Genomic DNA, 13,593 nt, shown 5'->3' with positions numbered 1-13,593 from the left:
GAATGAAGATTGTTCTATTAGGTTCGGGAAATGTAGCAACACATCTGGCTCAGGCTTTTGTAGCCAAGGGCGAGGAAATTGTGCAGGTCTTCAGCCAGAACCTAAACAATGCTAAAATATTAACAGATGGCGTAGGTGGTGAACCGATTGATGATCTGGCTGCGATTAATTACACCGCCGATTTATATATTATCGCGGTTAAAGATGATGCAATAGAAAGTATTGCAAATGGGTTAAGCTTGGTAAATGGCCTTGTTGTTCATACATCCGGCACAACTGATCTCCATACATTATCATCAAAAGTAAAACATGCCGGGGTTTTTTACCCTTTGCAAACGTTTTCGAAAACCAGGGAAGTTTCTTTTGATCAGATTCCATTGTGCGTTGAAGCCACTGATGACATACAATTAAGTATCTTACGAAATCTGGCTTTAAAATTAAGCACTCAGGTTTACCAGATGGATGGGAACCAGCGAAAAGTATTGCATTTAGCAGCCGTTTTTGCGTGTAATTTTCCTAATCATCTTTATGCCCTGGCGAATCAATTGCTTCAGCAACATCAACTGGATTTTGAAATCATCAGGCCTTTAATTAAAGAAACCGCCGATAAGGTAATGGTTAATTTACCCGAAAATATGCAGACCGGGCCAGCGCTGAGGGCAGATGAAACGACTTTAAATAAGCATTTTAGCATGTTAAATAACATGCCCGAACTGCAGAATATTTATCAAACTTTAAGTGATAGCATAAAATTAATGCCTAAATAGCATATTTACCGCTTGAGCTTATTACTTTTGCAACACAATTATGAGCATTTTTAAACTAAAAATAAATTTTGAAGAGGCCGATCACGAGTCTTTAGAGTTACCCATTGCTGCCGGAGAGTCTGTACTAGACGTATGCCTGGATAACGGAATCGATCTTCAGCACAATTGTGGTGGCGTTTGTGGCTGCAGTACCTGCCACGTCTACGTAACTAAAGGAATGGATAATATTGAGGAAATTTCTGATAAAGAGGAAGATTTTATCGATAGAGCTGTCCGTCCGAGAATTACATCCCGCCTTGGTTGCCAATGTGTTGTCATTAATGGCGATATTGAAGTAACTATTCCAGATCAGTCTGGTTTTATGGGGCATTAGATTAGTCCTTGAGTCCAGAGTCTTTAGTCAGGAGTCCGAAACTTTATTACATTTAAACTTTACAACAAAACAGTATGAACAACGATAAATTTGCATTGCCTTTTTACTGGAACGATTATGAAGATATTGCAATGTCTTTGTATGAGAAATTTGGTGATGACTTTACAGAAGCTAAAATCTACCGGGTCCGTTTCACCGAACTTTTAGAATGGGTTTTAGAACTTCCAAATTTTAAAGGTACCCGTGAAGAAAGTAGTGAAGGGCATTTGGAGCAAATTCAATCTGCCTGGGTTTACGAATGGAGAGATAATCAGTAATTAAGTCCTGAGTTCGGAGTCCTTAGTCATGAGTCGGTTCCTAACGCCTAACGTCCTACGCACAAATGTTTCTCCAAAAGCTTAAAGAAATTACCACTTTCATTTTTGATGTTGATGGCGTATTAACCGATGGTTCTGTCCAGGTAACGGATAACGGGCAATCGCTACGCACTTTCAATATCAAAGATGGCTATGCCATGCAGCTCGCCGTTAAGAAAGGATATCACCTCTGCATTATTTCCGGTGGCGATGGTATTGCCATGGGGAGGCGTTTTTTCAACCTGGGGATAACGGATGTTTTCCTGGGAGCCGGAGATAAAGTTTCGATCTATAAACAATATTTAAAAGACAAAAACATTACTGCGGCTGAAGTGCTCTATATGGGCGATGACATTCCGGATTTAAAAGTAATGAAGCTGGTTGGGCTACCAACTTGCCCTGCCGATGCGGTAGCGGAAATAAAAGCCGTTTCTACATTTGTATCTCCATACAATGGCGGTAAAACTGCCGTTCGTGATATTATCGAAAAAGTAATGAAAGTGCAGGGGAGATGGCACGATGAAAATCCAAGCGCCGCCGATTCTGGCAAGTAAATTGTTTCATTGGTTATTCGTTCATTTGGAAATCAATGCATAGCCACCCATCGTCTGCGGCTTACAGACCATTTAATCTTTTTTGGCAAACGGTTATGGTTCATCAAAACCACATCAGCACATAGATCGTTATTTTCATTTGCAACGGCGACGTTACATTTCTTGATTAAACTTTGTTTCTCTGGTATACTCCAACCATTCTAAACATCAAATAAAAACAACAACATGAAAAAACTAATGATGATCTGCGGATTGATGCTAGGGATAGCTGGTTTCGCTCAGGCACAACAAGGAGGCGGAAGAGGTGGAATGATGATGAAACCTGAAGAGCGGGTGAAACAACTGGATGAAAAATTGAAACTATCTGATGAGCAAAAAACAAAGCTAACAACCGTTTTCACCGAGCAAGCCGAATCTATGAAAAAGATGCGTGAAGAAATGCAAGGTGGAGACCGTGAAGCAATGAGAGAAAAGATGCAGAAATTTCGTGCAGATAATGATGTGAAGGTGAATGCAGTTTTAACTGATGATCAAAAAAAGACTTACGAAACCTGGCAGAAAGAGCAGCGTGCTGAAATGCAGAAACGTATGCAAGGAAGCCGAAATAATTAATCTGCTAAAACAGTAAATAAGAAAGCGGCTTTTGGTCGCTTTTCTTATTTTAGCTGAAAATTACTTTTATGGCCATTACTTTCCCGCCAATTATCCTGGCATCAAAATCTCCCCGAAGACAAGAACTTCTAACCCTGATGGGCTTGAACTTTCATGTGGTACTTAAAGATGTGGATGAAAGTTATCCGGAGGGCTTGGAACCGGCCGAAATTGCGGTTTATATTTCTGAGCAAAAGGCTAAGGCATTTAACGCTGCTGATGAAATTGTAATCACTGCTGATACCATCGTGGCGCTCAGTGGTGAAATTCTTGGTAAACCATCCAGCCGCGAGCATGCACAAGAAATGCTGGCAAAATTATCCGGCAGCAAGCATGAGGTTTATACCGGGGTAACCCTGGTTAAAGGCGAAAAGCTTTATTCTTTTTATGACCGGACCGAAGTTTACTGCAGACCTGTTACAAGTGAAGAAATCGATTTTTATATCGATCATTATCAACCTTATGATAAAGCTGGAAGCTACGGAGTGCAAGATTGGTGGGGATTAGTTGTAGTACAGCGAATTGAAGGTTCTTATACCAATGTAATGGGTTTGCCGACAGAAAAATTGTATGCCGAACTCAAAAAACTAACGGGTTTATAAACCAACAATATTTATTTGTTAAATATTATGGAATAATAAATTATTTTTCATCATGTAAGCAAAATCTAAATCATGAAAGATCCACAAACAAAGGTTACCATTGCAAAATCTTGCACTCAAAACTGGGATGAGATGGAAAAAAAGGCTGGCTTCAGTTTCTGTAACTCCTGCAGTAAAAATGTAATTGACTTTACAGGGTATAGCAATGCTGAAATCATCTCGGTATTAACTACATCAGTCTCTACAGTTTGTGGCCGTTTAAGCGAAACGCAATTAAATCAGCTCAATTATTACCTGTTAGTTAAGCCAGTTAATAGAAACTGGATGAAATATTTAGGTGTATTGGCCATTGGTATGAGTGTATTTACACAGAGCACAAATGCATCTGTATTACCTCTGGCTACAGAAATTTCTATTGTAAAAGGTAATGAGAAAAATGCAGACAAACCGCTTGTGGTTAATAAAGTTACCGGTAGAATTTTAGGCCCCAACAAAAAGCCCGTTGCCGGAATTCGTTTAGTTATTTTAAATACGCCATATTATGCAATGACAGACCAAAATGGTCAATATGAGATTATTTTAAAGAATGGGTTAAACATCAAAAATAATAAACTCTCTGTTCAAAGTGCCAGGTATTCTGCTACGATTATCATCAATTATACAAAAGTAAAGCAGAACGACTTCATATTGAAAGACGAGCCGATGATTATGGGCGAAATAATGATTCAAACACCTAAAAAAAGTTAATAGCGCTGTATTTGGTTAGCCAGAATGCCCATTTTTAAATCGTAAGTTGATAAACGGAGCTGGTTGATTTTAAGTCTGCCTAAAACGAAATTGGTAATGAGGGCAGCAATCACAATCAAATCTACCCTTAATGGAATAATGCCTGGCATTTCTACCCTCTGCTGATGTGTGGAATTGATTAATTTAATGGAGAGTGCAATGTATTCATCAAAATTAAATGGATAAGATTTGACCGTGGCTACGTCAATCATTTTATTTTTTTCAGCGCTTACTAATTCTGCGAAGGTTTCAAAGGCTCCTGCTGATCCGATTAATGTTTTTGGCTGATGGAGTTCGCATACGTCAAACAAGTCGGTTAGCGCTTCCTGAATGTGTACCAGGATCTCATTTTTATCCTGATCAGAAATAGGATCTGATTTAAAGAACCTTTGCATTAAACGTGCTGCGCCAATATTATAACTTTTTTTCCAGATGAGCTTTTCCGTATCGCAAAGGATAAATTCTACGCTTCCACCACCAATATCCATAATCAAGGATAGATCTTCGATAGCGCCACTTAACTTTACGCCTTCATAAATAAGCGCAGCTTCTTCTTCTCCGGATAAAATTTCGATTTCAATTTCGGTCAGCTCTTTTACTGCAGCAACAAATTTCTTTCCATTACCTGCACTGCGAACAGCTGAAGTAGCCGTTGCTTTTACCCGTTCTACCTGGAAGCCAACTATTGTTTCTTTGAAATTTTTGAGGCAGCTGATTCCCCTTTCAAATGCTGCCGGGATGATGATATTATCATTTATTCTGCCTTCGCCCAGCTTTACCGGAACATTTGTTTTGTACAATACCTTGAAATCCTGACCGCTTGTTTCTGCAATAAGCAGGTGGAACGTATTGGTACCAAGATCTATCACAGCTATACGCATTTTACTTAACCTTTCGTTTTTGATTTATAACCCTTGCCTGTAAACCCCACCCAAAAGCACAGATCTATGTTCTTTAAACTGGGTTGCAGCGGTATCCTTCTTTATTCGATGTATGATTTTTTCAAGCTGAATGAAAGAAGATTTAGCGGAAGACCAGGATGCTGGTTCCGATTGACACTGCAATTGCTTTCCTAAATTCAGACCAGATTTTTTAAACCATCAAATATACTTTCGAAAAACGTAGAAAGATTTAAGCCTGCACTGTGGTTAAAATATACGAATACCAAAAACGCAATTACAACAAAAATAATCAGCTTTCTAAATGCAAAGGCAATTACAATGAGCGCAATTGGAATGATAAACAACCAAAGGCTGTTGATGGTGTAAGGATTTAAATCATTCTCTTTCTTGTACACATAAATGAGTTTGCTGTGCGTGCCAGAGTCGTTTTGATGTTTGATATATACGAAAGTAGATTTATCTACCGGCAATGGTAATACTGCTATACCATCATTAAATTTAAGTATTTGGGTAAAACCACTTACGCTAAAAGTATAGGTTCCGTTAATGTTTTCATTAGGAACATTCAGCGAATCTGCGGCTATAATAGCTAATTTATTGTTTTTAATTAGATTTTCCTTTACCAGAAAATTGTTAATGCTTGCAGTTTGAGCCGTGCTGAAAAATGTAATTAAGCAGAGCGAGCAAAATAGGATAACGTGTTTCATTCGATAGAACGTTTATTGTAAATTAAATAACCGATATGCAATAATACACCATTTCTTTTAATGGCATCATTATATAAATTATAACTTAAACTAACCGGGCCGAGCGGTGTATGGTAAACCATGCCAGCTGTTGCTGCATAGCGGATTTTGGTAACGGCTTTTGCATAGGTTACATCTTGTAAACCAGTGCGTTCAAATTCTTTGTGCGGCAGAAATAAATAGGCTTCGCCTCTAAAATCGAGGTTCTTTTTAAGATTGTAAATATTTTTCAATCCACCGGCGGCATATGTTGATGCCCGGAATTTATCGAGGAAAAGTGAACGGCTATCCTGAAGAGGATAGAAGGCCGGAGAAACCAGCAGCGTTGAATAATAATTGTTAAATAAGGGCTGATTGGAAATTACACCTTCGATAATGTAGCCAAGCGTATATTTTTTAAGGTGAAGAAAATAATTTTCCTGGGTTATCTTTATACTGCCCCAATGGTGTAGTCTGCTTATAGCATCAGGTTCGATATAGCCTAGCGTATTGCGAAATATGTTGCCGGGGTTGTAGTTTTCTCTACCCGTGGTATAATTAAAGCTAAGGGAAAAATTTTGTCCGTTAGTGGCGTATTGTTTTCTGTTTAGCGAATTTTTTTCGAGGTTTAGAGATCCTCTAAAGCCATTAAAAATGGTTTGATCGAATAAATCACCTACCGCAAATGTATTGTTCGGACTGTAACGGTCATTATTGTTGATGAACGTAGCATGCAGTACAATTTTGGTGTTGTAATTTAAGGGTACACCCATCATTAAGTCGATTTTTCTATCGGATTGTTCGATGTAAATTGGTCGCGGATTTTCGATAAAAATCTGACTTGTATTGTAGTAATTCCAGTGATTGTAGGTGAGTTCTGCCGCTAAAAACAAGGGCAGTTTTGTGGGATAATCTACACGGCCATTGAGCTGAACAGATTCGTAAAAGCGGCCGGAATAAAAACTGGTGCCAAAAGTATAGGCTTTGCGGTTAAGGTAATTATATTCTGCACCCAAAAAAACATTGCTGATGGGGCGGGTAGATATATTACCACCCAGTTCCAGCTTAAAACTCTTCTTGGGCTGGGCAACCACTTCGAAAGTATAGCTATCGGTTGCCGCCTGATAAGAAATTTTTGGATAAACGGTTTCGAAAGTCTGATCAGCAACCAGCTTGTAGTAACCGCGTTTAATGTCTGTTAAATTAAAAGTAGCCTGATCGCTCTTAAATAACCTTTCAATGTATTTTTTCTGCTGGCTATTTACGCCGGAAACCGAAACATTACTGAACTTTAAATCTGGTTTTCTTGAATTAAATTTCGCTCTTTTTTGTTCCAGATCATCATCGCTAACCCGTCTTTTAATCAATTCTTTTATTCGGGGCATGTTTGCTATGGTGGCATCATAACCTTTTTTAATCAGTTCTTTTACGGGGCCAAAGTTGGTTACGCTGTATTCTGCCAGTTCTGGTTGGATGTAAACGCCGTTTTTGCCGATCATTGTGGAGTCTGATTTAGACAAAAACATGTAGACCAGAAAGCGGTTCATGAGCCGGTCGTCGGTGTTTTTCGGGTATTCGTTATAGGTTTTGGAAGATACATTGGCGCCGATCACATAATCTGGCTTAAACTCTTTTTCCATTACATCTGCAGGAAAGTTATTGTACAGGCCTCCATCAAAAACATATTTTCCATCCAGTTTAATGGGGCGGTAAATAATGGGAACCGTCATGGTAGCCCGAACGGCTTCTGCTAAACTACCTTTACTCACGGTAATGCTTTTTTGCGAAAGTACATCGGCAACCATACAGCGGTAGGGCACAAAGAGGTGGTTAAAATCATCTTTAGATACGGCAGATGCCTGAGAAAATAGCTCTAAAAAGGCAAAATTTAAAGGGATATCATTGATCAGATTGGATCGGAAGTTAAAATGAAAACCGGTATCTATAGCCACTTTTGCTGTAAGCATAGAAGCGTTTGGCGCTTTTTTCTGAAAATAATACGTATAATCGCTGGTGTAGCGGCCGTTTACCCAATTTTGAAATTCATCACTTACCGCTATTTTTTCTATTTCTAAGGGCGAATAGCCCGATGCATACATGGCACCAACAATACCGCCCATTGATGTTCCGGTGATATAATCTATCGGGATGTGGTTTTCCTCAAGCGCTTTTAGTGTTCCGATATGCGCTAAGCCTTTTGCACCACCGCCACTAAAAACCAAGCCTACCTTTTGCGCATGCAATTGGGTATAGCACAGAACGAAGAGGAACAGCATAAATCTTTTAAAAGCTACCACTCCCCTAAAATAAGGTTTTCTTTTAAAATTAATTCAATATGAAGATGTTATAAGTTAAAAATGATGCAAAACTTACCCATAAAATGTATGGAATAAAGATTAAACCAGCCCGTTTGTCGATTCTGTAGAACATCACAGCGTTTAAAATGATTACCGTCAGAAGCATTAGAATTTCTGCCAAGGCAAAACCAATTTCATGCTGGTAAAAGAAGATAAAAGACCAACCTAAATTTAAAATCAGCTGAATAAAATAGATGGCAACTGTTCTTGGGAAGTGAACAATTTTATCACGTTTCATCCAAACTAAATAGGCTGCAACTCCAATTAAAATATAAAGGCTCGTCCAAACCGGGCCAAATAACCAGTTCGGCGGATTAAAAGATGGCTTATTTAAAGTAGGATACCAGGTTTTTACAGATTGAGTCGTTGCCAGGCCGCCCAATGCCCCAATGGATAACGTAATGGCAATACTTATTATAAGTGCTAAAGGCTTAAATTTCATGCAGCGAATTTGAGGTTAAACAATGGAAAAACCTAGCTTTTTTACTAGCGGCCAATCCCGGGGACGACGGGTAAACTCTCATTATCTTCGCTCCCTACACTCTGCACGGCAAATAAGTAATTATCCTTGCTGTATGGAATCCTCAACTCTGTGCTGGTCGTGAAAATTTTCTTTTCCCAAACAGGACTGCTGGTTTCACGAATTAGCACATAGTAGCCTTTCGCACTTCCGTTTGCCGGCGCCTTCCAATATAATAGAGAAGAATTGCTCAGGTTTTTTACGTCTATTTTTACATCTGTTGGTACGGCTGGTGCTTTAGCCAGGTTGGCCAAAACGGCTATGTTTACACCGGTGTTTTTTCTAAGGTATTCAAAATCCATAAACTCCTGGAGATCTCCATACCTGATGCCGTTTTCTGTTCTCAAATCCTGATGTTGATGTTCAAAGTTTTCGTTCATTTCCGTAATTCTCACAGCAGTAAAACCATTTTCTACAAATGGCGTATGGTCGCCGCCACGTAAAAACCTGTCGTTTCTATAAATGAGTTTAACTTCCAGCTGATCTACATAACGTTCGCCCACTTCCTTAACATAACGTGCCAGCTGACGGCTTTTACCATCATTTTCAAGTCCGAATTGTCTGATGGTTTTTGCATTTTTATCTAATTCATAAGCAGGCAATCCTTCGCTGAATACGCGTAAACGAGTATTGTCGATAATTTGTGTCTCGCTACTATTGTTACTGCCGATCATGTCATTGTTCAGCATGGCATCCACATTCCAGCCTTCTTTTTTTGCGGTAGCGGCCATAAAACCAGATCCCAATAGCGATTGTTCTTCACCACTAACGGCCACAAAAATGATCGTTGCCGGGAATTTATATTGGCTCATAATCCTTGCTGCTTCTATTACGCCGGCAACGCCGCTACCATCATCATTGGCTCCGGGTGCGTTACTTGTTCTGTTCATCACATCAGTAACCCGGCTATCCAAATGGCCGCTCACTAAATACACCCTTTTGTCATTTGCATCAGTGCCTTTTAATACCGCAACTGCATTTCCCAATAGGGTGGTTTGGTCTACCCGTTTTCCATCGGACTTAAATGTGGTGGTATCTAAGTATGCCGTAAGCCTGCCATCACTTTGTTTGGCAAACTGATTAAATTTACTCACCACCCAACTTCTGGCTGCGCCAATACCCTTTGTTTTGCTTTTAATATCGCTTAATGTATTCCTTGTACCAAATAAAACCATTTTAGAAATGTATGATTTCAGCGAATCCTGATTTACAGATTTAACCATTTTCTCGATCTCGCTGTGGCGGTTAACCGTAGTTTGCGCATGAACCGATGTGATTAAAAAAGAAATTACTAATAAGACGTAAATTTTTTTCATATGAAGCTAATTGATTTGCTAAGATATTTAATGTTTACAAAATTGAAACTGATTGAGGTGAAAACGCTGTAACATTTTGAGCATAAAAAAGCCCCTGAAAATAAATCCCGGAGCTGTAAATGCAAACACGAAAAAATCTTCGATAATGAACAAAAGGGCATAACCAAAAATACAATAAGTCTTTCTGAACACGGTTGGTATTCATCAGACTTATTGTATTCTATATTTGTTCCGGAAAGGAAACTGCTCAATGAATTAGTTTTTAACCCTAATCTCCGTTCTTCTGTTTAAAGTTCTTCCTTCTTCGTTATTATTAGTGCTTATTGGTTCTTTTTCGCCGTGACCAACTATTGTGAAGTTATCACCGTTTAAACCAGCATTTACGAAATAAGATTTTACCGAATTTGCACGGTCTACAGAAAGCGACATATTGTATTCAGGAGTACCTTCTGCAGATGAATGGCCATGTAAAACAAATTTAGTTGTCGGCGATTTTTTCATTTCTGCCACTGCTTTATCTAAAATAGCAAATGAGGATGTTTTAAGCACAAATGAGTTAAATTCAAACTGAATATTATCAAGGTCGAAATTTGGCTTATCTGATGGTGCCGGTTCAGTTTCTTTCTCTGGTACTGGTTCTGGTTTTTTCTCTTCTGCAGGTGGTGCTGGTTTAGCTACCGGAGCAGGCGCCGGTTTAGCCGCCAGTTTTTTGGTTTTGCAAGAATAAAAGGTTAAAGTAGATAATGCGATGAGTGTGGTGAATAAAATGTTTTTAATGTTCATTTTTTTTAAAGGTTTTAAGGGTTAAATTTTGTGCCTGAATCAAAAATACAAAATTACGATTATAGCTATAACGATCTTTTTCAAAGAAGTTATATAAAACCTGGTAAGTAGCTCATTTAAGATTTGTTGAAGGGATGGCTTCATTTGGTTTGTAAATTAAAATGCAATTGAAAAACCTAAAGTAAATTTCTTGCGTATATGCTATTACCAAAAGCACAGAACCTATGAAAGATTTCACAATTGCCGCGTTATTGGGTGGCCCCGAAATGATCATCCTCGGCGTTGCCATATTATTACTATTTGGAGGAAAAAAAATCCCCGAATTAATGAAAGGCTTAGGCAAAGGAATTAAAGAATTTAAGCAGGGGCAGGCAGAAGAGCCAATCCCGGCACCAGTTAACGAGAAGGTTAAATAGACCTTTGCAAAAAGAGGCTAAAATTTTTTAGCCTCTTTTTTTATTTAATAGATTTAAGGTTTGATTTTTAATTAGAAATGATTTAACAAGTCAATCATTATTATTTACGCAAAACACCAGATAAGTTGGCACTATAAAAATGTGCTGAAAATTATTCAAGTTTAAGCGGAATTCTCGTATTAAATCTGGAAATAATAGCCGTAGTGTTTAATTGATAATCAGGAATCTGCATTTAAATTATGGGGGAATAATTTTACAACCAATACCTATCTATATTAGGTGTTTTACTATAGTGCACTTCAAAACATATCTTTGCTTTAACTGTTAATGCAGTTAGAATGATTGAAAATACCTTTGGCATCAACATTGTGCCCGAAAATGATGCCAATAGACTAGATGCGCTTAAGCGTTATAGAATTTCCGATACCCCATCAGAAGATAGCTTTGATGGAATCGCCAAACTTGCTACCCAAATTTTTAACGTTCCTATATCGCTGCTTTCATTAGTAGATGCAGAAGCTGTGTTTTTTAAAGCTAATGTAGGGATGGGGAGAGCTAAAGAAGCAAATAGAGGTAAAAGTTTGTGTGCGCTGGCGGTACTGGATAAAACAGTAACCGTATTTGAAGATGCATTGAAAGAACCTTGTTTAATGACTAATCCTAATGTGGTAGGTGACTTCGGATTGAGGTTCTACGCAGGAGCACCGTTGATAACCAATGATGGTTTCATAATCGGCACACTTTGCATCATCGATCAGCATCCGAGGGTGTTTACAGATTTAGAACGACGTATTCTCGAAGGTTTGGCCAGCACTGCAATGGATCAAATCGAGTTGCGGAGATCTGCCCTTGATACCATTGATGAACTCACCACTGCAAATACTGCTTTAACTACTGCTCAACTTGATCTTAAATCGAGCATTGAGGAGCTTGCCGCTACAAACGAAGAAATAGAAGCAACCAATGAAGAACTAAATGCAGTGCATGAGGATCTGAATAAATCATACGAACTTGCCGTTCAACTGAACAGTGACCTTGCGAAAAGTGAACTTCGGTTTAAAACTTTTATTAAAAAAGCACCTATTGCCATCGGCATTTTAAATGGCAGAACATTATCAGTTGAGGTTGCAAATGATATGTTACTAAACGTTTGGCGTAAAAACAAATCCGTACTCGGAATGCCATTTGCAACTGCGATGCCTGAATTACCGGGAGAACCTATTTTGTCTATCCTGGATGATGTTTTTACAACAGGGAAAGCCTATACTGGAAAAGAAGTAGTGATACAGTTGGATTCTGAAGGTGTATTAAAAGATCATTATATGGATTTTATTTACGAGCCATTTAAAAACGATCAAGGCGAAACCGATTCCATCATTGTAATTGCCAACGATATTACTGACCGCGTAACTGCACGTGACGCCCAACAAATGCTCAATGATCAGTTGGAAATGGCCCTGCGTGCCGGCAGGTTGGGCGCCTACAGTTTGGAAATTGCAACAGGTGATATTATTTGTTCGGCGCAATGGAAAAGTAATTATGGGCTTACAAGTGAAGATCATATTACCCAAACTAAGCTGTTAGAAGTGGTTGTTCCTGAATACCGGGATAATGTAACTAAGCTTTTAGATGATGTGATTGCAAATCAATCTGAATACCATGCCGAATATGTAGTGAAATGGCCAGATGAATCACTGCACTGGATTAACGCTTCAGGCATGCTCCTGTACGATGCTGATGGTAAAGCAACCCATTTAACCGGCGTGAGTGTAGATATCACAACCCGCAAAAACTACGAGCAGCAAAAAGATGATTTTCTCAGTATTGCAAGTCATGAGTTAAAAACACCGATCACCAGTTTAAAGGCCAGCTTGCAATTGCTCCTGAAGTTAAAGGAGAATCCATCGCATGAAATGCTCCCCAAATTGATTGAACAATCAAGTAAAAGCATGGAGAAGATTAACGCTTTGGTTAATGAACTTCTAAACATGAACCGGATAAGTGAAGGTCAGCTTCAATTGGAAAAAACAACTTTCAAAATATCAGAAATGCTTGATGTATGTTGTGACCATGTTCGGGTGGCTGGTAAATATGAATTGGTTATTAAAGGTGATCTGGATTTAGAAGTTTTTGCCGATGAGCATAGAATTGATCAGGTTATGGTAAACCTGGTAAATAACGCAGTAAAATATGCATCAGATTCTTCTGAAATTCAGCTAATCGTAGAAAAGATTGGAGATCAGGCCAAAGTTACGGTAAGGGATTTTGGTAATGGCATCAATGCAGAAGTGCAACCATACTTGTTTGATCGATATTTCAGGGCAAGTTACAACGGCAGAGCTTATTCTGGTTTGGGGCTTGGACTTTATATCTCTTCAGAAATTATAAAAAGACATGGTGGAAAAATGGGGGTAGACAGCAAGTTAGGAGAAGGAAGCAGTTTCTGGTTTACAATCCCATTAAAATAAGCCCATAAATCCTAATT

General features: G+C 38.7%; 15 protein-coding genes. 9 read left to right on the top strand and 6 right to left on the bottom strand.

Going from position 1 to position 13,593, the window contains the following annotated elements:
- Positions 1-2 precede the first annotated feature (2 nt).
- From GJU39_RS04040 to GJU39_RS04010, 7 genes are all read left to right on the top strand, one after another.
- Positions 3-767 (top strand): Rossmann-like and DUF2520 domain-containing protein, encoded by a 765-nt coding sequence (locus GJU39_RS04040; RefSeq protein ID WP_154279411.1) that lies wholly within the window; start codon positions 3-5, stop codon positions 765-767.
- A gap of 40 nt (positions 768-807) precedes the next feature.
- On the top strand, positions 808-1,140 hold the full coding sequence (locus tag GJU39_RS04035; RefSeq protein ID WP_154279410.1) for a 2Fe-2S iron-sulfur cluster-binding protein: 333 nt from the start codon (positions 808-810) through the stop codon (positions 1,138-1,140).
- Between the two features lie 74 nt (positions 1,141-1,214).
- Positions 1,215-1,457: a Fe-S cluster assembly protein IscX gene (iscX, locus tag GJU39_RS04030; RefSeq protein ID WP_154279409.1), complete on the top strand. Its 243-nt coding sequence runs from the start codon at positions 1,215-1,217 to the stop codon at positions 1,455-1,457.
- A 65-nt stretch (positions 1,458-1,522) separates the two neighbouring features.
- Positions 1,523-2,050: a KdsC family phosphatase gene (locus tag GJU39_RS04025; RefSeq protein WP_154279408.1), complete on the top strand. Its 528-nt coding sequence runs from the start codon at positions 1,523-1,525 to the stop codon at positions 2,048-2,050.
- A gap of 225 nt (positions 2,051-2,275) precedes the next feature.
- Entirely contained in the window at positions 2,276-2,662 is a 387-nt protein-coding gene (locus GJU39_RS04020; RefSeq protein ID WP_154279407.1) for a hypothetical protein, read from the top strand.
- Between the two features lie 68 nt (positions 2,663-2,730).
- Positions 2,731-3,303: a Maf family protein gene (locus GJU39_RS04015; RefSeq protein ID WP_154279406.1), complete on the top strand. Its 573-nt coding sequence runs from the start codon at positions 2,731-2,733 to the stop codon at positions 3,301-3,303.
- 72 nt (positions 3,304-3,375) lie between these two features.
- Entirely contained in the window at positions 3,376-4,050 is a 675-nt protein-coding gene (locus GJU39_RS04010) for a carboxypeptidase-like regulatory domain-containing protein (RefSeq protein ID WP_154279405.1), read from the top strand.
- On the opposite strand, the gene GJU39_RS04005 is transcribed toward GJU39_RS04010, so the two are convergent.
- The 6 genes from GJU39_RS04005 to GJU39_RS03980 all read right to left on the bottom strand — a co-directional run bounded on the left by GJU39_RS04005 (position 4,047) and on the right by GJU39_RS03980 (position 10,692).
- Positions 4,047-4,970: a Ppx/GppA phosphatase family protein gene (locus GJU39_RS04005; protein ID WP_154279404.1), complete on the bottom strand. Its 924-nt coding sequence runs from the start codon at positions 4,968-4,970 to the stop codon at positions 4,047-4,049. The two genes, GJU39_RS04010 and GJU39_RS04005, sit on opposite strands and share 4 nt — an antisense overlap.
- A 197-nt stretch (positions 4,971-5,167) precedes the next feature.
- A complete protein-coding gene (locus GJU39_RS04000; protein WP_154279403.1) occupies positions 5,168-5,698 on the bottom strand; it encodes a hypothetical protein in 531 nt (176 codons plus the stop codon).
- Complete coding sequence (locus tag GJU39_RS03995) at positions 5,695-7,992, bottom strand: patatin-like phospholipase family protein (RefSeq protein ID WP_154279402.1); 2,298 nt, start codon at positions 7,990-7,992, stop codon at positions 5,695-5,697. The genes GJU39_RS04000 and GJU39_RS03995 overlap by 4 nt, the downstream gene beginning before the upstream one ends.
- Positions 7,993-8,041: 49 nt before the next feature.
- Positions 8,042-8,515 carry a TspO/MBR family protein gene (locus tag GJU39_RS03990; RefSeq protein ID WP_154279401.1) on the bottom strand — a complete coding sequence of 158 codons (474 nt, stop codon included), beginning with the start codon at positions 8,513-8,515 and terminating at the stop codon, positions 8,042-8,044.
- A gap of 44 nt (positions 8,516-8,559) precedes the next feature.
- Positions 8,560-9,909 (bottom strand): M28 family metallopeptidase, encoded by a 1,350-nt coding sequence (locus GJU39_RS03985; RefSeq protein WP_154279400.1) that lies wholly within the window; start codon positions 9,907-9,909, stop codon positions 8,560-8,562.
- 255 nt (positions 9,910-10,164) lie between these two features.
- Complete coding sequence (locus tag GJU39_RS03980) at positions 10,165-10,692, bottom strand: OmpA family protein (protein ID WP_154279399.1); 528 nt, start codon at positions 10,690-10,692, stop codon at positions 10,165-10,167.
- Between the two features lie 224 nt (positions 10,693-10,916).
- On the opposite strand from GJU39_RS03980, the gene GJU39_RS03975 reads away from it, so the two are divergent.
- Both GJU39_RS03975 and GJU39_RS03970 read left to right on the top strand, forming a co-directional pair.
- Positions 10,917-11,108: a Sec-independent protein translocase subunit TatA/TatB gene (locus GJU39_RS03975; protein ID WP_154279398.1), complete on the top strand. Its 192-nt coding sequence runs from the start codon at positions 10,917-10,919 to the stop codon at positions 11,106-11,108.
- 338 nt (positions 11,109-11,446) lie between these two features.
- Complete coding sequence (locus GJU39_RS03970) at positions 11,447-13,576, top strand: ATP-binding protein (protein ID WP_154279397.1); 2,130 nt, start codon at positions 11,447-11,449, stop codon at positions 13,574-13,576.
- The last annotated feature ends 17 nt before the right edge of the window (positions 13,577-13,593 follow it).

The organism is Pedobacter petrophilus, assembly GCF_009674725.1.
GTDB classification, from domain to species: Bacteria; Bacteroidota; Bacteroidia; order Sphingobacteriales; family Sphingobacteriaceae; genus Pedobacter; species Pedobacter petrophilus.
The sequence above is the reverse complement of the archived record's forward strand: the minus strand, read 5'-3'. Positions and strand labels throughout refer to the sequence as shown.